General features: G+C 66.2%; 17 protein-coding genes. 13 read left to right on the top strand and 4 right to left on the bottom strand.

The features are described 5' to 3' along the window. Window positions 1-113: 113 nt before the first annotated feature. From B447_RS01235 to B447_RS01180, 12 genes are all read left to right on the top strand, one after another. Window positions 114-3332: a FimV/HubP family polar landmark protein gene (locus B447_RS01235; RefSeq protein WP_002935760.1), complete on the top strand. Its 3219-nt coding sequence runs from the start codon at window positions 114-116 to the stop codon at window positions 3330-3332. Between the two features lie 61 nt (window positions 3333-3393). Continuing rightward, window positions 3394-4038: a CbiQ family ECF transporter T component gene (locus tag B447_RS01230; RefSeq protein WP_002935758.1), complete on the top strand. Its 645-nt coding sequence runs from the start codon at window positions 3394-3396 to the stop codon at window positions 4036-4038. Beyond that, window positions 4035-4832: a tRNA pseudouridine(38-40) synthase TruA gene (truA, locus tag B447_RS01225; RefSeq protein WP_002935757.1), complete on the top strand. Its 798-nt coding sequence runs from the start codon at window positions 4035-4037 to the stop codon at window positions 4830-4832. Before B447_RS01230 ends, truA begins: the two co-directional genes overlap by 4 nt. After that, complete coding sequence (locus tag B447_RS01220; protein ID WP_002935756.1) at window positions 4833-5456, top strand: phosphoribosylanthranilate isomerase; 624 nt, start codon at window positions 4833-4835, stop codon at window positions 5454-5456. Next, window positions 5443-6654, top strand: coding sequence for a tryptophan synthase subunit beta (gene trpB, locus B447_RS01215; protein ID WP_002923792.1), 1212 nt, complete (start codon window positions 5443-5445; stop codon window positions 6652-6654). The genes B447_RS01220 and trpB overlap by 14 nt, the downstream gene beginning before the upstream one ends. A 42-nt stretch (window positions 6655-6696) precedes the next feature. After that, the gene (trpA, locus tag B447_RS01210; RefSeq protein ID WP_002923795.1) at window positions 6697-7518 is read left to right on the top strand and encodes a tryptophan synthase subunit alpha; all 822 of its coding nucleotides are present in this window, start codon (window positions 6697-6699) and stop codon (window positions 7516-7518) included. Continuing rightward, complete coding sequence (gene accD, locus B447_RS01205; protein ID WP_002935755.1) at window positions 7515-8393, top strand: acetyl-CoA carboxylase, carboxyltransferase subunit beta; 879 nt, start codon at window positions 7515-7517, stop codon at window positions 8391-8393. The genes trpA and accD overlap by 4 nt, the downstream gene beginning before the upstream one ends. An 8-nt stretch (window positions 8394-8401) precedes the next feature. Further along, a complete protein-coding gene (gene folC / locus B447_RS01200) occupies window positions 8402-9715 on the top strand; it encodes a bifunctional tetrahydrofolate synthase/dihydrofolate synthase (protein WP_002935754.1) in 1314 nt (437 codons plus the stop codon). 10 nt (window positions 9716-9725) lie between these two features. After that, window positions 9726-10436 (top strand): SPOR domain-containing protein, encoded by a 711-nt coding sequence (locus B447_RS01195; RefSeq protein WP_002935750.1) that lies wholly within the window; start codon window positions 9726-9728, stop codon window positions 10434-10436. A 9-nt stretch (window positions 10437-10445) separates the two neighbouring features. Beyond that, a complete protein-coding gene (locus tag B447_RS01190) occupies window positions 10446-10937 on the top strand; it encodes a CvpA family protein (protein ID WP_002923799.1) in 492 nt (163 codons plus the stop codon). 10 nt (window positions 10938-10947) lie between these two features. After that, window positions 10948-12504: an amidophosphoribosyltransferase gene (gene purF / locus B447_RS01185; protein WP_002923800.1), complete on the top strand. Its 1557-nt coding sequence runs from the start codon at window positions 10948-10950 to the stop codon at window positions 12502-12504. Between the two features lie 51 nt (window positions 12505-12555). Then, entirely contained in the window at window positions 12556-13740 is a 1185-nt protein-coding gene (locus tag B447_RS01180; RefSeq protein WP_002935748.1) for an O-succinylhomoserine sulfhydrylase, read from the top strand. 17 nt (window positions 13741-13757) lie between these two features. On the opposite strand, the gene B447_RS01175 is transcribed toward B447_RS01180, so the two are convergent. The 3 genes from B447_RS01175 to B447_RS01165 all read right to left on the bottom strand — a co-directional run bounded on the left by B447_RS01175 (window position 13758) and on the right by B447_RS01165 (window position 15742). Beyond that, complete coding sequence (locus B447_RS01175; protein ID WP_002935746.1) at window positions 13758-14525, bottom strand: UDP-2,3-diacylglucosamine diphosphatase; 768 nt, start codon at window positions 14523-14525, stop codon at window positions 13758-13760. A gap of 68 nt (window positions 14526-14593) precedes the next feature. Continuing rightward, window positions 14594-15088, bottom strand: a complete 495-nt coding sequence (locus B447_RS01170) for a peptidylprolyl isomerase (protein WP_002923803.1) — start codon at window positions 15086-15088, stop codon at window positions 14594-14596. Between the two features lie 72 nt (window positions 15089-15160). After that, window positions 15161-15742, bottom strand: coding sequence for a peptidylprolyl isomerase (locus B447_RS01165; RefSeq protein WP_002923804.1), 582 nt, complete (start codon window positions 15740-15742; stop codon window positions 15161-15163). A gap of 250 nt (window positions 15743-15992) precedes the next feature. Here B447_RS01165 and cysS point away from each other — a divergent pair, with 250 nt between their 5' ends. Then, entirely contained in the window at window positions 15993-17378 is a 1386-nt protein-coding gene (gene cysS, locus B447_RS01160) for a cysteine--tRNA ligase (protein WP_002935743.1), read from the top strand. 113 nt (window positions 17379-17491) lie between these two features. Here the strand turns inward: cysS and dnaJ are convergent, their stop codons facing one another. Further along, a complete protein-coding gene (dnaJ, locus tag B447_RS01155) occupies window positions 17492-18613 on the bottom strand; it encodes a molecular chaperone DnaJ (protein ID WP_002923808.1) in 1122 nt (373 codons plus the stop codon). Between the last annotated feature and the right edge of the window lie 39 nt (window positions 18614-18652).

Raw genomic sequence — 18652 nt, 5'->3', positions numbered from 1 at the left:
AAGTGCGGCCCCGGCATGCGGGAAGTCGCGGAAAATGCTAAATTCCTAGGCAATTCCATGGCGCTATTGACCGTCGACTTCAGCTTCGGGGGAAACGCGGTTTGAAACACACTATGACAAAGTCGCTCAGGGCGTCCCTGATTGCCCTCTCGATCGCAGCCATGCCGTTTGCCGCCCAGGCTGCGGGGCTTGGGCAAATCAACGTGTACAGCGGCCTAGGGCAGCCGCTACGGGCCGAGATCCAGGTCAGCGCGACTGCAGAGGAGTTGCAGACCCTCAATGCACGTATCGCTTCAGCCGATGCGTTCCGCCAGGCCAATCTGACCTATGGCAGTGCGGTGAGCGCGATTCGTGTCAGTGTCGATACGCGTGGCGGGCGGCCGGTGCTGCGACTGACCAGTGATCGGCCGGTCAACGACCCATTCGTGGATCTGCTGGTCGAGCTCGACTGGGGGGGCGGGCGGCTCGTACGCGAGTACACCTTCCTGCTCGATCCGGTCGATATCGCTGCGCCGCGCCCGTTGGCGGCGAGCGTGGACACGCCGGCAGCAGCGCCAGTGCCGCGCCCGCAAGCAGCCCCAGCGCCCGCTCAAAGGGCGGCTGCGGTACGCGCGCCTTCCGGTACCTATACCGTGCGCCGCGGCGACACGATGCACCGTATCGCGACCGCTCACGCCCAGCCGGGATCGACGCTGGACCAGATGCTCGTTGCCTTGCTGCGTGCCAACCCCCAGGCCTTCGATGACGGCAACATCAACCGCCTGCGCAGCGGTGCCGTGCTGACCCTGCCGGGGGCGGATGCGGTGCGCGCGATCGACGCTGCCGAGGCAAGGCGCGAGATCCGTGCCCAGTCCGCCGATTTCGAGGCCTACCGGCGCGGACTTGCGCGCTCGGCCGCCCAGCAGGCGCCCGTGACGGCTCGTACCGAACAAGAGAGCGTGGGCCGGATCACGCCGCGCGTGGAGGAGGCCGCCCGGGTCGAGCAGGCTGGCGACCAGGTGCGTGTGTCGCGGACGCAGACCGGTGGTGGAGACAGTGACGCCCAGGCCCGCCTGTCTGCGCTCGAGGAAGAGCTCGGGTCTCGCGAGCGTGCGCTGGAGGAGGCAAATCAGCGGCTGGCGCAACTGGAGAAGAGTATTCGCGATCTGCAGCAGCTGCTCGAACTGCAGAGCGGTACGATGGGGCAGCTGCAGCAGCAGGCCGAGGCTGCGCCCGCGGCCGAGTCGGCGACTGCGCCGGGTGCCGTCACCGAGACCTTGCCGGCAACCGTCCAGGACGAAGCCGAGGCGAAGGGCGAGACTGCGCCTGTGAGCGACGAGGAAGGGGCTGCGCCCGCCGAGCCGGTGGCGCAGGAGGCGGCACCCGCACCCGCGCCTGCACCCGCAGCCGTCTCGGACCAGCCCGACCAGGCGCCGGTCTCCGCGCCGGCTGCAGCCGAACGCCCCGCACCCGCCGTCGTGCCGGCAGCGCCTGCGCCGCAGCCCAGTCTTGTCGACAGCCTGATGGCTGATCCCGCGGTGCTCGCAGGGGGTGGTGGCGTACTCGCACTGTTGCTGGCGCTGCTCGGCTTGAAGCTTCGTCAGCGGCGCAAGGAGGCGGAAATCCAGGCTGCTTCCTCGGCGCTCGACGCCGATGCCCTGGGTGGCAACAGCCAGGTCGTCTTCGGTAGCGGCGGGCAGAGCGTGGATACGGGCGCCACGAGCATCATGCACACGGATTTCAGCCAATCCGGACTATCCGCGATCGACGCCGACGAGGGGGTCGATCCAGTGGCGGAGGCTGACGTCTACATGGCCTACGGTCGCGATGCTCAGGCGGAGGAGATTCTGCTTGACGCGCTCAAGGCCGATCCGGCTCGCACGGCGATTCATCTCAAGCTGTTGGAGATCTACGCGCAGCGACGCAGCGCGCGCCAGTTCGAGACCGTGGCGACCGAGCTGTACGCGCAGAGCGCTGGCAACGGCCGCGATTGGGAGAAGGCCGCGGCGATGGGGCGCAAGCTCGATCCCGAGAATCCGCTTTACACTGCCACAGCGGCACCGGCAGCAGCGTCGGCACCTGCACCTGCGACGGCGCTGGATGATGCGCCCACTCAGCAGGGCGGTGCGCGCGCGCCGGTCGACCAGGGCGTCGCGCTGGCAGCAGCGGGAGCGGCTCTGGCGACGGCTGCGGTCAAGGCAGAAGAGGTGCCGTCTGCCGCTGCTGGCGATCAGCAGGAGCAGGCCGCGCAGGAGTTGTCCGCGCTCGATTTCACCATCTCGTCTCCAGTTGAGCCCAGTCAGTCCCAGCTGCGCGACACCTGGACGGTTCCGGGCGACTTGAGTCGTCTCACCAATGCCGAAGGTGAGCTGCCCGACACCCTGCCGCCGCAAGCCTCCGTCGAGGAGGATCAGGCCGCGCTCCAGATCGACGATGAGGTGATCGATTTCGAACTCGATCTTGACGAGGTGCAGGACGTCGCTTCGCTCGATCTGGCGGTGTCCGGTGAGCCTGCGGCAGAGACTGCGGCGGTCGAGGCTCGCCAGGAGGAGGACGGTGGGCTGGTGTTCGACTTGGATATCGGCGATTTTGAAGTGCCTGCAGCGGCAGCCGAGCCGCCCGCTGGTGCTGCTGAGGCGCTTGAGGTGGAGGAGGAGCCCGAGCTTGGCGATCTCCCCGAGCCGACTGCCAGCGATGCCACTGCGACCCAGTTCGAGAGCACCGATGGCTTGGTCAGCGGGCTCGAGTTCGAGTTGCCTGACATGGAGTCCGAGCCGCCCGCATCCGGCTTGCTCGACCTGAACGCCACCGTCGTCGCTTCTAGCCTCCCGGCATCCGGTGACGGCGATGAGGCGTTCCCGGCGGATGCCGAGGGTGTCTCGAGTGTCGAGGGGCGCGAGGTGCAGGGCGACGAGCGCATCGTCGATCTCGAGAAGACGAGTTTCGACAGCAGCCTGCTCGAGTTCGACTTCGATATCGATACGCCTTCTGCAACCGATATCCCGGCAACCATGGGGCCAGCTGGGCTGGACCTGACCTCGATCGACCTCGATCTGGAGAATTTCGACGATCAGGGTGTGCCGGAGATGACAGCGGTGCCTTTCGAGGCAGAATCCACCGACATCGGCCAACCGCGCCCGCAGGCGGTCGAAGACGAACCGCTGCCCGAGGTCGTCGAGGCGGCGGCTGATGAAGCCGATAACGAGGAGGCCGAGACCAAGCTTGAGCTCGCGCGTGCCTACGAAGAGATGGGCGACAACGAAGGCGCGCTCGAACTGCTCCAGGAGGTGCTCGGCGAGGGGTCGTCCAGGCAACAGCGGACGGCGCAGGAGATGATCGCCCGCCTCGGCTGAGGCTGGCTCATGTGACGGGCCGCTGCGGGCCAGCCTGCAGCGGCCCGGTGCGTTTACGAAGATGCATTCAGGCCTGATCCTTCTTCTCTGGCTGGCCGCGGTTGCTTCGGTGCAGTTGTTGCCGATATCCGCGCTCGGCCTTGCCGTCCTTGCCTGTGCGTGCGCTGCGCTGCTGTGGGCGCGCGTACGTGCATGGAGGCTGGTGCGGCGTGTCCGCATCCTGCTCCTCGCCATCGTGGTCCTGTTTGCCTGGTTTACCCCTGGTGAGGCCTTGTGGGTCGACTGGCCGAGACTGGGGCCCAGCCGTGAAGGTGCGATGCTCGCCTTGCTTCACGCGGGGCGCCTGCTCGCAGTCGTGTGTGCGGTCGCGTTGCTGCTCGAGCGGTTGCCGATCGAGCGCCTGGTCAGTGGCCTGCATGCGCTTGCCTCGCCCCTGCGTGTGCTCGGCGTGCCGCCCGAGCGGCTCGCCTTGCGACTGCTGCTCGTCCTGCGCCTGGTCGAGGCGAGTCCGCGCGGCACTCAGCACGGTGACTGGAGGCACTGGCTGGAAGACGAGTGCGAGCGTGGGCGAGCGGATACGACTGCGCGTGACGAGGGCGGAGGCGACGGCGAATCGGTGCGTATCCTGCGAGAACGCCTGGGGTTGGTCGATGGCTTGGTTGCGATCGCTGTGTTCGCGGCGCTGATCTGGTGGAGTGTGGCATGAAGCGAATTGCGCTCGGCGTGGAGTACGCCGGCGATGCCTTCTGTGGTTGGCAGAGTCAGGCGCACGGGCGTACCGTGCAGGACGTGCTGGAGTCTGCGCTTGGCCAGATTGCGGCGCAGCGGGTGCGGCTGCACTGTGCCGGCCGTACCGATACCGGGGTGCACGCCAGCGTGCAGGTTGCGCATTTCGACACCGATGCGCATCGTCCGGCGAGCGCTTGGGTCCGCGGCGTCAATGCCTTGCTGCCAGCGGCGGTGGTGGTGCGCTGGGCAGTGGAGGTCGACGACACCTTTCATGCGCGCTTTCTCGCCACCGACCGGCGCTATCGTTACATCCTGAACAACACGCCGACGCGCCCGGCGCTGCTTGCGGGCAGGGTAGGCTGGTTCCACCTGCCGCTTGATGAGGCTCGTATGGCCGCCGCCGCGGAGTGCCTGGTGGGCGTGCATGATTTCAGCGCTTTCCGCGCCGCCGGCTGCCAGGCGAAGACGCCCGTGCGGCTGATGCATGAGGCGGCGGTTTCCCGGCAAGGCGATTACCTGCTGTTCGATTTTCGTGCCAATGGCTTCCTGCACCATATGATCCGCAATCTTGTCGGTGCGCTTGTGTACGTTGGCAAGGGGCGCTATCCCGTGCCCTGGATGCGTGAGTTGCTCGAGTCCTGCGATCGTCGCGGGGCTGCGCCCACCTTTGCGCCTGACGGGCTTTACCTGTGCGGCGTGAGCTACCCGTCGCGCTGGCCGCTGCCGGACGATGGGCGTATCATCGCGCTGCCCCAGCTACCCCTCGCCTGAATGCCCCGTACCCGAATCAAGATCTGCGGCCTGACAAGGCCGGAAGACGTGCGCGCCGCCGTCGACGCGGGGGCTGACGCCATCGGCTTCGTGTTCTATCCGCCCAGTCCGCGTGCAGTCGGCATCGAACAGGCGGCCGAACTGGTTGCCCTGTTGCCGCCCTTCGTGAGTTCCGTCGGTCTGTTCGTCAATGCAGCGGCGGCGGACGTCGAAGCCGTGCTGGCGCGCGTGCCTTTGCAGTTGCTGCAGTTCCATGGCGATGAGGCGCAGGCCGAGTGTGCGCGTTTCGGGCGGGCCTGGATCAAGGCCGCGCGGATGCGCCCCGGGGTCGATCTGGTAGAATTCTCAGCTTCGTATCCCGGCGCCAGTGGCATTCTGGTCGACGCGTTCGTCGATGGCTATGGTGGCGGCGGGAAGACTTTCGACTGGTCGCTGATCCCTCCCGGGTTCGGCGGCCGGCTTGTGCTGTCCGGCGGTCTGGATGCGGACAACGTCGGCGACGCGGTGCGCAGACTGCGCCCGTGGGCGGTCGATGTGTCGAGCGGGGTCGAGAGTGAAAAGGGAATCAAGGATGCGGCGAAGATCGCTGCCTTCATAGCCGGAGTTCGACATGCAGATGGCTGACACGCCTTACCAGTTTCCCGACGCGAGCGGGCATTTCGGCCCGTACGGGGGCGTCTTCGTTTCAGAAACGCTGATGCCCGCACTGGCCGAGCTGCGCGAAGCCTACGCAGCCTGCCAGGCCGATCCGGAGTTCATCGCCGAGTTCGAATACGAACTCAAGCACTACGTCGGTCGTCCGAGTCCGATCTACCACGCCAAGCGCTGGTCGGGTCTGCTCGGCGGCGCACAGATCTACCTCAAGCGCGAGGACCTCAACCATACCGGCGCGCACAAGGTGAACAACTGCATCGGCCAGGCCCTGGTGGCCCGCCGCATGGGCAAGCCGCGCGTGATCGCCGAGACCGGCGCCGGCCAGCACGGTGTCGCCACCGCCACCGTGGCCGCGCGCTACGGCATGGAGTGTGTGGTGTACATGGGCGCCGAGGACGTCAAGCGCCAGGCGGCCAACGTCTATCGCATGAAGCTGCTCGGTGCCACCGTGGTGCCGGTCGAGTCCGGCTCGAAGACCCTCAAGGATGCGCTCAACGAGGCCATGCGCGACTGGGTCACCAACGTCGCCGACACGTTCTACATCATCGGCACGGTTGCGGGGCCGCATCCGTATCCGATGATGGTGCGCGACTTCCAGTCGGTGATCGGCAAGGAGTGTATCGAGCAGATGCCGGAGATGGCGGGGCGCCAGCCCGACTACGTCATCGCCTGCGTCGGTGGCGGCTCGAACGCGATGGGCATCTTTCATCCTTACCTCGACGTCCCCGGCGTCAAGCTCGTGGGTGTCGAGGCGGCGGGCGACGGTCTCGACAGTGGTCGCCACTCGGCCTCGCTCACGGCTGGTCGGCCGGGTGTGCTGCACGGCAATCGTACCTACCTGCTGCAGGACGAGGACGGACAGATCATCGAGACGCACTCGGTGTCGGCAGGGCTCGACTATCCTGGCGTCGGTCCCGAGCATGCCTGGCTCAAGGACAGCGCCCGTGCCGCCTATGTCGGCATCACCGACAACGAGGCACTCAAGGCCTTTCACGATCTTTGCCGGCTCGAGGGCATCATTCCTGCGCTCGAGTCCTCGCATGCGCTGGCTTATGCCGCGAAGCTGGCGCCGACCCTGCCCAAGGACCGGGTCCTGCTCGTCAATCTGTCCGGCCGTGGCGACAAGGACATGCACACCGTCGCCGAGCGTTCCGGTATCGAGTTCTGAACCAACGCGGGCCGCCATGGTGGCCCGCTGTGTGATCGAGACATGTCAAGAATCCAGACCGTATTCCAGCGCCTGCAGGCCGAAGGCCGCAAGGCGCTGATCCCCTTCGTCACTGCCGGCTTCCCGAGTCCTGAGTTGAGCCTGCCGCTGATGCAGGCCCTCGTCGACGGGGGCGCCGACATCATCGAGCTTGGTGTTCCGTTCTCCGACCCCATGGCCGATGGCCCGACCATCCAGCGCGCATCCGAGCGTGCCCTGGCTCAGGGCATGAGCCTGCGCAAGGTGCTCGAGATCGTACGGGCGTTCCGCGCAACCGATGCCGCCACGCCGGTGGTGCTCATGGGCTATGCCAATCCGATCGAGGCCATGGGGGCCGAGCGCTTCGTCAGTGCCGCGGCCGAAGCCGGGGTCGATGGCGTGCTGGTGGTCGACTACCCGCCAGAGGAGTGCGTCGGCTTTGCCGCCACCGCCAAGGCCGGTGGCCTCGATCCGATCTTCCTGCTCGCGCCGACCTCGTCCGAGCAGCGCTATGCGGACGTCGCGTCTGCCGGCAGCGGCTACATCTACTACGTTTCGCTCAAGGGCGTCACCGGTAGCGCAAAGCTGGACGTCGAGGAGGTTGCGCGCCGCATTCCGGACATCCGCGCGGCCGTCGGCATGCCGGTGGGCGTCGGTTTCGGCATCCGCGATGCGGAGAGTGCGCGCGCGGTTGGCGCAGTGGCCGACGCGGTGGTGATCGGCAGCCGCATCATCGAAGAGATCGAGAACAACCCTGGCGAGGAGGTTGCACGCGTTGCCGCCTTCATGCGCGACATCCGCTGCGCGCTTGACGACCTCGCCACCGGTAAAGGAGTGACTCAATGAGTTGGTTGCAAAAGCTGCTGCCGCCCAAGATCAAGCGCGGCGAAGTGTCCGCGCGCAGCAAGTCGATTCCCGAGGGGTTGTGGAGCAAGTGCGAAGGCTGCGAGTCGGTGCTTTACCGTTCGGACCTCGACAGCAGCCTGGGCGTTTGCCCCAAGTGCGGGCATCACCATCGCCTGCGCGCGCGCAGGCGGCTCGACGTGCTGCTCGACGCCGAGGGGCGGGTCGAGATCGGTGCCGAGGTGACGCCGGTCGATGCGCTCAAGTTCAAGGATTCGCGCAAGTATCCGGAGCGCTTGTCGACCGCGACCGCCGACACGGGCGAAGCAGACGCGATGGTGGTGATGCAGGGCGCAATCAAGAGCCTGCCGGTGGTCGTGGCCTGCTTCGAATTCGAGTTCCTGGGCGGCTCGATGGGTTCGGTCGTGGGTGAGCGCTTCGTGCGCGGCGCCAGGCGTGCCTACGAGCAGCGCATCCCCTTCATCTGCATTACCGCCTCGGGCGGTGCTCGCATGCAGGAGGGGCTGCTGTCGCTGATGCAGATGGCCAAGACCACGGCTGCGATCACGCGTCTTGCCGAGCGCAGGCTGCCCTTCGTCACCGTGCTGACCGACCCCACCATGGGGGGGGTGTCCGCCAGTTTTGCCTTCATGGGCGACGTGGTGATCGCAGAGCCGAACGCGCTCATCGGTTTTGCCGGCCCGCGCGTCATCGAGCAAACGGTGCGCGAGAAGCTGCCAGAAGGCTTCCAGCGCGCCGAGTTCCTGCTCGACAAAGGGGCGATCGATCTGATCGTGGATCGACGCGAGATGCGCGACGAGATCGCAGGCGTGCTTGCCATGCTGACGCGCCAGCCTGCGGACGCGGTTTCGGCGTGAGGCCTGCGGTGGTTGCGGATCCGGGGCTGCCAGCCAGCCTCGAGGGCTGGCTGGCCTTGCTCGAGCAGCGCCATGGGCAACGCATCGAGCTCGGTCTCGAGCGTGTGCGCAAGGTCCAGCAGGCGATGGCTGCAGGCAGCGAGGCCTTGGTCATCACCGTCGGCGGTACCAACGGCAAGGGCTCGTGCTGTGCGATGCTCGAGGGTATTCTGCTGGCGGCAGGTTATCGCGTCGGTTGCTACACATCGCCCCACCTGTTGCGCTACAACGAGCGTGTTCGCATCGACGGCAGGGATGTCGACGACGAGCGCCTGGTGCAAGGCTTTGCCGCCGTCGAGGCGGTGCGCGGCGACACGCCGCTGACCTATTTCGAGCATGGCACGCTCGCGGCGTGGTCGGTGCTGGCGGGCGAAGGGCTCGATGTGATCGTCCTGGAGGTCGGTCTGGGTGGCCGGCTCGATGCGGTCAACCTTTTCGATTCCGACTGCGCGATCGTGACCAGCGTGGCAATGGACCACATGGAGTTCCTCGGCGATTCGCGCGAGGCGATTGGCTACGAGAAGGCGGGTATCTTTCGCACGGGTTGTCCGGCCGTGTGCGGAGACCCCCAACCACCTGCGACCTTGGTGGACCATGCAGCGGCCATTGGGGCAGAGCTGTGGATCAGCGGTCGGGATTTCGGTTTTGGTGGTGACCGCCAGCAGTGGGGCTACTGGCGTTACGAGCGGCCGCGTGCCCAGGGCGGTCTCGTAAAGCGTGGCGGGCTGGCATATCCGGCCTTGCGCGGTGCCAACCAGTTGCTCAACGCCTCTGCGGTCATCACCGCGCTCGAGTTGTTGCGTGCGCGGCTGCCCGTGTCCATGCAGCATGTGCGTCAGGGACTGATGCTGGTCGAGGTGCCCGGGCGCTTTCAGGTGCTGCCGGGGCGCCCGGCGGTGGTGCTCGACGTCGCGCACAATCCGCAGGCAGCGGGTGTGCTGGCCGAGAACCTCGGCAGCATGGGTTTCTTTCCGGAAACATGGGCCGTGCTCGGCATGTTGGTAGACAAGGACGTCGAGGGGGTGGTCGAGCGTCTGGCTGGGCGCGTCGACCACTGGCTGCTCGCCGACCTGCCCGGCGCGCGCGGCCTTTCGGCACAAGACCTTGCCACACGTGTGCGCGCGGCTGGCAGTGCGGGCGATATCCGTTGCTACGAACAGCCGGCTGCTGCGTTTGCTGCAGCGCAAGATGCTGCAGCCGAGGGTGATAGAATCGTCGTCTTTGGCTCGTTCCTGACAGTGGCCGATGTGCTTGCGGCGATCAAGGCCGCACGCCAGCGATGAGGTTCTCCCGGTGAGTGACGCTGACAACCTGGATATCAAGAAGCGCGCGCGCCGACGTCTGGTCGGCGCGGTTGCGCTCGCCTTGCTGGCTGCCATCGTGTTGCCCATGATGATGGACCCGGAGCCGCACCCTTCGGTGCAGGACATCCAGATCACGATCCCCGATCGGGCCGCAGCCCCTGCGCTGAAGCGGCCGGCTGCTCCCGCGGAGTCTGTGGCGGCCGTGCCACCTGCCGTATCCGAGGATGACGATGTGGCCGCCGATGGCCCGCAGTTGGTTGCGGTCGATCCGGTCGAGCCGCCCCCTGCAGAGAAAACGCCTGCGGCTCCGCCGCCTGCGCCTGCCACGACAGCGCGGCCGCCTGCGGTAGCGCCTCAGGCGCCGCCGGTGCGCCAGGAGGCATCGCCGGCGGCAAAGCCGGCGCCAAGCCGAGCGGCAACCGATGCCGACGAGGAGGCGAGGGTGCGTGCGATCCTTTCGGGCCAGCCCGTGCCGCCACGTGGCGAGGCCTTCGTGATCCAGGTCGGCGCCTTCAGCGATGCCGCCAAGGCTGCCCGCCTTGCCGATGAACTCAAGGCGCAGGGCTTCCAGGCCTTCACCGAGCGCTCGGGCAGCGTGACACGAGTACGCGTCGGCCCGATCACGGGCCGGCAGGCAGCCGACTCGGTGGCCGCGCGCCTGAAGGCGTCGGGCCATCAGGCCGTCCTGCAGCCGCGTTGAGCCGCAGCCATGACAGTGTTCGACTACGTCTTCCTGGGTGTGCTCGGCTTTTCGGCTGCGATCGGCATGTGGCGAGGGCTGGTGAGCGAGGTTGTCGCCCTGCTGGCCTGGGTGGCAGCACTTTTTGCGGCCTGGCGCTATAACGAACAGGCAGCGGCGTTCTTCACCGGCATGATCGTGGAGCCGGTGTGGAGGCAGGTTGCGGGCGGCGCGCTGGTGGTGGTTGCAGTGCTGCTGATCGCGGCCTTGCTGCGCTACCTGCTGCGGGAGCTGTTGCGCGCTGCCGGCCTGGGGGCGACGGACCGCTTCTTCGGTGCATTGTTCGGCGTTGCACGCGGGCTTGCGGTCGCGTTCGTCGTCGTCCTGGTCGGCGGTATCGCGGGCGTGGCGCGCGAGCCCTGGTGGTCGCAGGCGCTGTTTTCGGCGCCGATGGAATCGGCCGTGATTGCTGCAAAACCCTGGCTGCCCGACGAGGTGGCCGACAAGATTCGATTCAGATAGGCATACCTCCATGTGTGGAATTCTCGGTGTCGTCGCGACTTCTCCGGTCAACCAGCTTCTTTATGATGGACTGCAGGTCCTGCAGCACCGCGGCCAGGATGCGGCGGGCATTGCTACCTCGGAGGGCGGGCGCTTTCACATGCACAAGGGCTCGGGCCTCGTGCGCGACGTCTTTCGTACGCGCAACATGCGCAACCTGACCGGTAACTGGGGAATCGGCCATGTGCGTTATCCGACCGCGGGCTCGGCCTACAACGCGGCCGAGGCACAGCCTTTCTACGTCAACTCGCCGTTCGGGCTGCTGCTCGCGCACAACGGCAACCTGACCAATGCGGACGAACTCAAGCGCGAGATGTACCTCTCGGACCTGCGCCACATCAACACCAGCAGCGATTCCGAAGTGCTGCTGAATGTGCTGGCACATGAACTGCAGGCAGCGAGCAAGGGGCTCAAGCTCGACGAGGACGCGATCTTCACCGCAGTGGCCGGCGTGCATCGGCGCTGCCGTGGTGCCTATGCGGTCGTTGCCATGATCGCCGGCTACGGGCTGCTGGCGTTCCGCGATCCGTACGGGATCCGACCGCTGGTCATCGGCCGCAACGACACGGCTGCGGGCAGCGAGTGGCTGGTCGCCTCCGAGTCGGTCGCCCTCGATGTGCTGGGCTTCCGCTTGTTGCGTGACGTCGCGCCGGGCGAGGCCGTGCTGGTCGATATCGAGGGGCGCTTCCACAGCCGCCAGTGCGCAGCCAAGACGGTGCACGCACCATGCATGTTCGAGTTCGTCTACCTGGCGCGACCCGATTCGATCATCGACGGCGTGTCGGTCTATGAGTCGCGCATGAAGATGGGCGAGTTCCTGGCCGACAAGATGAAGCGGACCATGCCCAAGGTGCACATCGACGTGGTGATCCCGATCCCGGACTCGAGCCGGCCGTCGGCCATGCAGATGGCGCATCGCCTGGGCTTGCCCTTCCGCGAGGGTTTCGTCAAGAACCGCTACATCGGGCGCACCTTCATCATGCCGGGCCAGGCGACGCGCAAGAAGTCTGTGCGCCAGAAGCTCAACACGATTCACCAGGAGTTCAAGGGCAAGAGCGTGTTGCTGGTTGACGACTCGATCGTCCGTGGCACCACGAGCAAGGAGATCGTGAATATGGCGCGCGAAGCTGGCGCGACCCAGGTCTACCTCGCGTCTGCGGCGCCTCCCGTGCGCTATGCCAATGTGTATGGGATCGACATGCCCACGCGCGGTGAGCTGATCGCCTCGGATCGCAACGATGAGGAGATTTGCCGCGAGATCGGGGCTGACGGCCTCATCTACCAGGATCTCGACGATCTGAAGGCTTCCGTGCGGGCGCTCAATCCCGCCCTTAGCTTCTTCGAGACGTCCTGTTTCGATGGCAGCTACATTACCGGCGACATCACGGCCGAATATTTGAACGGCGTCGAGAATCAGCGTAGCGAGCCCGCGGCGGGCAAGGGTGATGCCGGCGACCATGGCGACGACGGCGAGGGCGGCGAGGGCGGCCAGCTCGACCTCAATCTCGCCTCCGCTGGCGACCACTGAGCCTGCTGACGCCCTGCACGCAAGCCTCCTGAACATCCCATTGCAGCGAACATGAGCCTTCCAGATCCGCATTCTCTTCACCCCGACACGCTCGCCGTGCGTTCGGGCATCGAGCGCAGCCAGTTCGGAGAACATGGGGAGGCGATGTACCTGACCTCCAGCTTCGTGTTCGAGAACGCAGCACAGGCGGCGGCGCGCTTCTCGGGTGAGGAGGAGGGCTATGTCTATGCCCGTTTCTCGAACCCGACAGTGAGTGCGCTGCAGACCCGGCTTGCTGCGCTTGAAGGCGCAGAGGGCTGCGTAGCGACTGCCTCCGGAATGTCGGCGATTCTTGCACTCGCAATGGCGACGCTGCAGGCGGGCGACCATGTGGTCGCGTCCAATGGTTTGTTCGGGGCCACGCAGCAATTGTTCGGCGGCATCCTTTCCAGGTTCGGCATTCAAACGACCTTCGTCCCGACCACCGACCTCGATGCCTGGCGCGATGCCACGCAGCCGAGGACACGGCTGTTCTTTACCGAGACGCCCTCGAATCCGCTGACCGAAGTGGTCGATATTGCGGCCGTGGCCGACATCGCACACGAGGCCGGGGCGCTGCTGGCCGTCGATAACTGCTTCTGCTCACCGGCCTTGCAGCGTCCGCTCGACTTCGGTGCGGATGTCGTCGTGCATTCGGCGACGAAGTATCTGGACGGCCAGGGCAGGGTACTGGGCGGGGCCGTAGCAGGCCGCAAGCTCGTTACCGACGAGGTGTTCAAGTTCCTGCGCACAGCAGGGCCGACGCTGTCGCCCTTCAATGCCTGGGTGATCTTCAAGGGTCTTGAAACCTTGCGCGTACGCATGGAGGCGCAGTCCGCGAGCGCGCTGGAGTTGGCGAAATGGCTCGAAGCCCAGCCTGGTGTGGCGCGGGTGTACTACCCTGGCTTGCGCTCTCACCCCCAGCACGAACTGGCAATGCGCCAACAGAAGACGGGTGGAGCAATCGTCAGTTTCGACGTCGAGGGCGGTCGCGATGCCGCCTGGAAGGTGGTCGACTCGACCCGGCTGATCTCGATCACGGCCAATCTGGGCGACACCAAGACCACGATCACGCATCCTGCGACCACCACTCACGGCCGCATCAGCGCCGAGGCGCGAGCCAGCGCGGGGATCGGCGACGGCCTGCTGCGCGTGGCGGTCGGTCTCGAGCACGTCGACGACATCAAGGAAGACCTGGCGCGCGGCCTGGCGCGCTGAGCGCGCAGCCGGATTGCTCAGCCGGCGCTTGTGCCGGTGTGGGCGCTGAACCGGCTGCCGTCGAAGGCGAGCCAACAGGCGGCGCCCCGCCAGTCGGAGAGCACGTGGCGCGCGCACTCGCGGCCATCGACCTTCAGCGCGTGGTGGTCCGGGCGGTGGGTGTGGCCGTGGACAAGGATTGGGTAGTCGTGACTGCGGAGCAGGGCTGCGACCGCCTCCGCGTTGACGTCCATGATCTCCATCGATTTTCCGGCCTTGGCGGTTTCGCTCTTCTGGCGCAGGCTGGCGATGAAGGCCTTGCGTGCAGCCAGGGGTTGGGCGAGGAAGCCGGCTTGCCAGGCAGGGTCCCGTACCTGGCGGCGGTAGGCCTGGTAGGCGAGGTCGTCTGTGCACAGGGCGTCGCCGTGTGAGAGCAGGAGCACGGGGGCGTTTGCCGCGTCACCGAAGCGCACGCATGCGGGGTCATCGAGCAGGGTCGCGCCGATCGCGGTCGCAAAGGCCGGGCCGGCAAGCAGGTCGCGGTTGCCGGTCATGAAGTGCACTGCGGTGCCACTGCACGAGAGCGTGCGGATTGCTTCTGCAATGCGCGCATTGAAGGGCGTGGCAAGATCGTCGTCACCCGCCCAGTATTCGAACAGGTCGCCGAGGATGAACAGGCTCGCCGCCTCGCGTGCCGGGCCCTCCAGGAAGGCGAGGAAGGCCTCGACGTTGGCTGGTTCGTCTTCGCTCAGGTGCAGGTCGGAGATGAACAATGCCGGAAGGGCCGCGCGTGCGGCCTCCGGCATCGGCGCGCCAGACCCGTCCGGAACCGCCGGCTGCGGGCTGGCTTGCGAGGCGCTGCGCGTGGTCACGATCAGGCGACTTCGGCGCGCTCGATGACCACGTCCTCCTTGGGCACGTCCTGGTGGAAGCCGCTGGAGCCGGTCTTGACCTTGCGGATCGAGTCGACCACATCCAGGCCCTCGGTGACACGGCCGAACACGCAGTAGCCCCAGCCCTGGGTGTCGGGCGAGCGGTGGTTGAGGAAGTCGTTATCGGCAACGTTGATGAAGAACTGCGCGGTGGCGGAGTGGGGCGCCTGGGTGCGCGCCATGGCGATGGTGCCGCGTTCGTTCTTCAGGCCGTTGTCGGCTTCATTCTTGATCTGTTCGCCGGTGGGCTTCTGGTTCATGCCGGGCTCGAAACCGCCGCCCTGGATCATGAAGCCGTCAATGACCCGGTGGAAGATGGTGTTGTCGTAGTGGCCGGCTTCCACATAGGCGAGGAAGTTGGCGACCGTGACCGGTGCCTTGTCGGCGTCGAGTTCGAGGGTGATGACGCCGTGGTTGGTGTGCAACTTGACTGCCATGTGGTGCTCTCCTGGGGAGGTTGTTGTCGTCCGGGCAGTGCGTGCGCTCGCCCGTCCATTGAAGGGCCCTTCTTACTTGCCGGCCTTGCCTGCCGGAGCGTCGAGCAGGCGGGCGCTTTCCACGATCACGGGCTCGACCGGCACGTTCTGGTGGAAACCGCGGTTCGCGGTCGGGACCTTGGCGATCCTGTCGACCACGTCCATGCCCTTCACCACCTTGCCGAACACGGCGTAGCCCCAGCCGTCGCGCGAAGGGTAGTCGAGGAAGGTGTTGGGGACGAGGTTGATGAAGAACTGTGCCGAGGCCGAGTGCGGGTCGGCGGTGCGCGCCATGGCCAGGGTGCCGGGTTCGTTCCTGAGGCCGTTCTTCGCTTCGTTCTCGATCGGGGCGCGGGTGCTCTTTTGCTTCATGTCGGCGTCGAAGCCACCGCCCTGGACCATGAAGCCATCGATCACACGGTGAAAGATGGTGCCGTTGTAGTGACCGTCCTTGACGTACTGGACGAAGTTCTCTGCCGACTTCGGCGCCTTGTCGGCGAACAGTTCGACCACGATCTCGCCTTGGTTGGTCTTGAGTTCGACCATCGGGTTGGCGGCCAGCGTGCTCAAGGCACTCGCTGCGAGCACTGCAAAGGCGATCAATTGCTTCTTCATGGGGTCTCCGGTGCTTGGCCGCATGGCCACGGGCGTGAAGGCATCTCAGGACTGGCGCAGGCTCTCGCACAGATGTCGCGAACCTTCCTTGCAGGCAGGGATGACGAAAGGGCGAGGTCCGCTGCCGTGGTATATTTGCGCCCTGCCGATGCGGGCCTGGAGCCCGCTGGACGCAAGATTCTAGCAACAAGCCCCACCCCTCACAATCGCGCTCACAGCGTGCTTCATCTTCGGTATTTCCGTCATCCCGATGCTCAACATCTACAACACCCTGTCGCGCAACAAGGAAGTCTTCACGCCCATCGAACCTGGCAAGGTCCGCATGTACGTTTGCGGCATGACGGTGTACGACTTCTGTCACCTCGGGCATGCGCGCGTGATGGTGGTGTTCGACATGGTGGCGCGCTGGCTGCGTGCGAGCGGGCTGGACGTCACCTACGTGCGCAACATTACCGACATCGATGACAAGATCATCCGTCGCGCGCAGGAAAATGGCGAGACCATCCGCGCGCTCACCGACCGCTTCATCGCAGCGATGCACGAGGACGCCGATGCACTGGGCGTGCTGCGCCCCGACCACGAGCCGCGCGCCACCGACTACGTTGCCCAGATGCAGTCGCTGATCTCGCGCCTCGAGCACAAAGGCCTCGCCTACGTCGCCGCCAACCGCGACGTGTGCTACGCGGTGCGCAAGTTCGAGGGCTACGGCAAGCTGTCGGGCAAGTCGCTCGACGAGTTGCGCGCCGGTGAGCGTGTCGACGTGGCGCAGGACAAGAACGACCCGCTCGACTTCGTGCTGTGGAAGCACGCCAAGACCGAAGAGCCCGGCGAGGTGAAGTGGGCGTCGCCGTGGGGCGAGGGCCGGCCCGGCTGGCACATCGAGTGCTCGGCAATGAGCTCGGACCTGCTTGGCGACCACTTCGACATCCACGGTGGCGGCATGGATCTGCAGTTCCCGCACCACGAGAACGAGATCGCCCAGTCCGAGGGCGCGCACGGCCACGCCTTCGTCAATTACTGGATGCACAACGGCTTCGTGCGCGTCGATGACGAGAAGATGTCGAAGTCGCTCGGCAACTTCTTCACCATCCGCGAGGTGCTGCAGAAGTACGACCCCGAGGTGGTGCGCTTCTTCATCCTGCGTGCGCACTACCGTAGCGCGCTCAACTACTCCGACACCCACCTCGAGGACGCGCGCAACGCGCTCACGCGCCTTTATACCGCGCTGAAGAACGTGCCGGTGCAGGGCGATGCCGAGGTGGATTGGGAAGAGGCTCACGCCCGGCGTTTCCGCGCGGCGATGGACGACGACTTCAACACCGCAGAGGCGGTCGCGGCGCTGTTCGAACTGGCGAACGAGGTCAACCGCAGTGCGTCGCCCGCTCTGGCGCGGCAACTCAAGGCCCTGGCAGGCGTGCTGGGCCTGCTTCAGCGCGACCCGCGGGCCTTCTTGCAGGCTGGCGCTGCGGATGCGGCGGGCCTTGATGCCGGTGAGATCGAAGCCCGCATTGCGGCGCGCGCCGCAGCCAAGAAGGCAAAGGATTACGCCGAGGCTGATCGGATCCGGACCGAGCTGACCGCGGCCGGCATCGTCCTGGAGGACGGGCCTGGCGGCACCACCTGGCGCCGCGCCTGACGCCTGAGGTAGTGCGCATCGGCGCACGAGGCCCAGGCCACGGACTTCAAGAGATGTAAAAACGCCCGCTCCTGCATTGCAGGGCGGGCGTTCTTCCGATGGGTAGCCCGGGCTCAGTTGCCGAAGAAGTCGCGCACCTTGTCCATCCAGCCTTTGGCTTTGGGGTTGTGGCGGTCGGCGTTACCGCTGGAGATCTCTTCGAACTCGCGCAGCAACTCCTTCTGGCGATCGGTGAGACTGACCGGCGTCTCGACTACGACGTGGCACATCAGGTCGCCATGCGCATGGCTGCGTACGTTCTTGATGCCCTTGCCGCGCAGGCGGAAGACCTTGCCGCTCTGGGTCTCGGCCGGGATCTTCAGGCGCGCCATGCCTTCGAGGGTCGGAATCTCGATCTCGCCGCCGAGGGCTGCCGTGGTGATGCTGATCGGCATCTCGCAGTGCAGGTCGTCGTGGTCGCGCTCGAACACCGCGTGCTTGCGGATGTGGATCTCGACGTAGAGGTCGCCCGGCGGGCCACCGTTGACGCCGGGTTCGCCATGGCCGGCGTGGCGCAGGCGCATGCCTTCGTCGATACCGGCGGGAATCTTCACCTCCAGCGTCTTCTGCTTCTTCACCCTGCCGGCACCGCCGCAGTCGCGGCAGGGGTCGGGGATGATCCTGCCGCTGCCATGGCACTTCGGGCAGGTCTGCTGGATCGAGAAGAAACCCTGCTGCACGCGCACCTGGCCGTGGCCGTTACAGGTCGGGCAGGTCTTGGGCTGGGTGCCGGGCTTGGCGCCGCTGCCGTGGCAGGTGCCGCATTCCTCGACGGTGGGGATGCGGATGGTCTTCTCCGCGCCACGCGCAGCCTCCTCGAGCGTGATCTCGAGGTTGTAGCGCAGGTCGGCGCCGCGATAGACGTTGGAGCGGCCGCCGCGGCCTCCGCCGCCGAACAGGTCCCCGAAGATGTCGCCGAAGGCATCGGCGAAGCCGCCTTCGAAGCCCTGACCGCCGCCACCCATCGACGGGTCGACACCGGCGTGGCCGTAGCGGTCGTAGGCCGCCTTCTTCTGCGGGTCGGAGAGCATCTCGTAGGCCTCCTTGGCCTCCTTGAACTTCTCTTCCGCTTCCTTGTTGTCCGGATTGCGGTCCGGGTGGAACTTCATGGCCAGCTTGCGGTAGGCCTTCTTGATCTCATCGTCGCCGGCGTCGCGGTTGACGCCGAGGACTTCGTAGTAATCCCTTTTGGACATGGTGCGTCGCTCAGTCTGGTCTCAAGCAAAGGCCGAGCC

Origin of the sequence: Thauera sp. 27 (genome assembly GCF_000310125.2) — a bacterium.
In the GTDB taxonomy this organism is placed as follows: Bacteria; Pseudomonadota; Gammaproteobacteria; order Burkholderiales; family Rhodocyclaceae; genus Thauera; species Thauera mechernichensis.
This window is presented reverse-complemented; position numbering and strand designations above follow the sequence as displayed.